This window comes from Solemya pervernicosa gill symbiont (genome assembly GCF_002020875.1).
GTDB lineage: Bacteria > Pseudomonadota > Gammaproteobacteria.
In genome coordinates, this window is sequence record NZ_MPRL01000145.1 from 1 (window position 1) to 1,759 (window position 1,759).

The 1,759-nt window shown below is 50.5% G+C and carries 2 protein-coding genes; both read left to right on the plus strand.

Annotated features, from left to right (window positions below; translation table 11 throughout):
- Positions 1-351 precede the first annotated feature (351 nt).
- The gene (locus BOW52_RS16740; protein WP_236860588.1) at positions 352-1,224 is read left to right on the plus strand and encodes a CheR family methyltransferase; all 873 of its coding nucleotides are present in this window, start codon (positions 352-354) and stop codon (positions 1,222-1,224) included.
- Complete coding sequence (locus BOW52_RS16745; protein WP_078485220.1) at positions 1,224-1,670, plus strand: hypothetical protein; 447 nt, start codon at positions 1,224-1,226, stop codon at positions 1,668-1,670. The genes BOW52_RS16740 and BOW52_RS16745 overlap by 1 nt, the downstream gene beginning before the upstream one ends.
- Positions 1,671-1,759: the final 89 nt, after the last annotated feature.

The window sequence follows — 1,759 nt, forward strand, 5'->3', positions numbered from 1 at the left end:
CGGGGCGCCGTAGGCATAAACGGTCGCGTTAAGTATTTGCCGCTTGCTTGGGCTTGGATGCCCAAAACAAGCTTCCGCAAAAATAGCGACTCCCCGGCTTCAATGTTGGCGGCCATGCCGCATCACGCCCCAAGGCTCAAAATCGTCCCACATCGCGACCAGCAAAACGTGCTCCTGCTCCGAGAAGCCAGACAGAACCTGCTGCCGCTAAAGCCGACTCTGATGATGAGTGGGAGGAGTTTTAGTACAACCGTATCGGGGTTCGGATATGGCCGGTCAAGGCCATATTGAGAGCGATCTTCAGTTTTTTTCTGGTTAGATAGTTGATCTACCAGTAGCAGGTGATCCAGCTTGGCTTCAATTGCCACTAATAGAGCTGCGGATGGAAAGGAGTTCGGTTTTACTGACCAGAATTTCCATGCTATCCAGCAATTGGTCGGGGAACGGACTGGGATTGTTCTCTCCGATGCTAAACGCGATATGGTCTACAGCCGGCTGGTTCGGCGGCTTAGGCAGTTGGGTCATGATAGTTTCGATAGCTATCTCGAGATGTTGGGAAGTGACCCAGGCGATGAGATGGGGCACTTTATCAATGCGATCACTACCAATCTCACCTCCTTTTTTCGTGAGAACCATCATTTCGAATTCCTGAGAGAGACATTGCTACCGGCCTTGCTGGAGGCGCACAAAATAACGCGTCGTATACGTATCTGGTCGGCGGGTTGTTCGACAGGCGAAGAGCCCTATTCGATTGCCATGACGGTGCGTGAGTTGATCCCTGAAAGTAGCGGCTGGGATATCAAAATATTAGCAACTGACCTGGACTCGAATGTAGTAGCAACGGCCAAACGAGGGGTTTATAGCGAAGATCGAATAAGTGGTATCCCGAAACAGAGACTCAAACGCTGGTTTCTAAGAGGTAAGGGTGAGAAGAGCGATCAGGTGCGTGTGCGAAGTGAGCTGCGCGACATGATCTCTTTTCGCCAACTCAACCTACTTCACGACTGGCCCTTCAAGGGGCCTTTGGATTTTATCTTTTGCCGTAACGTGGTTATTTACTTCAACAAGGATACCCAGCGCAAACTGTTTGATCGTTATAGCAGGGTGCTCGCCGAGGATGGACACCTTTTCGTGGGCCACTCTGAATCGCTATATAAAGTGACAGACCGCTTTCACCTGCTCGGTAACACGATTTACCAGAAGGCAGAGGAGAGTAAGGGGTAATGCATGAAAACTACTCCACTACCAGCTCTCCCCGAATGCCACGTTCACTGCCAGGATTCGAGGATGTCAAACGCTATTGGGATAAGACCAACGATATTTTTTCAGCAAAGATATTGCCGGGTGAATTCTATGTAACGGCCAATGATGAGCTGATTACCACCGTGCTCGGTTCATGTGTCTCCGTATGTATACGTGATCGGATCTTTGGCATCGGGGGTATGAACCACTTTATGTTACCGCACGATAATTCGGGGACCGGCTCGTGGGTCGCAAGCGATAATGTCAGCGTCTCTACTCGCTATGGTACCTATGCGATGGAGCACATGATCAACGAAATACTCAAGAACGGTGGCAATCGGAAGAATTTTGAGGTCAAGGTCTTCGGTGGTGGCCGTATTCTGGCCAACATGACTGACGTGGGAATTAAGAATATCAACTTTCGCTGACCGCCATGGATAGCGAAGCGAGGGCGGTTAGTCCCCGATAGTCGACGCCGTCTGCATATTCGTAGTTGAGAGCGTGAGCGAACGACGGA

What these genes read in the sequence shown, in the direction of transcription:
- BOW52_RS16745 (WP_078485220.1), top strand. Translation starts at nt 1,224, where the DNA reads ATGCATGAAAACTACTCCACTACCAGCTCTCCCCGAATGCCACGTTCA.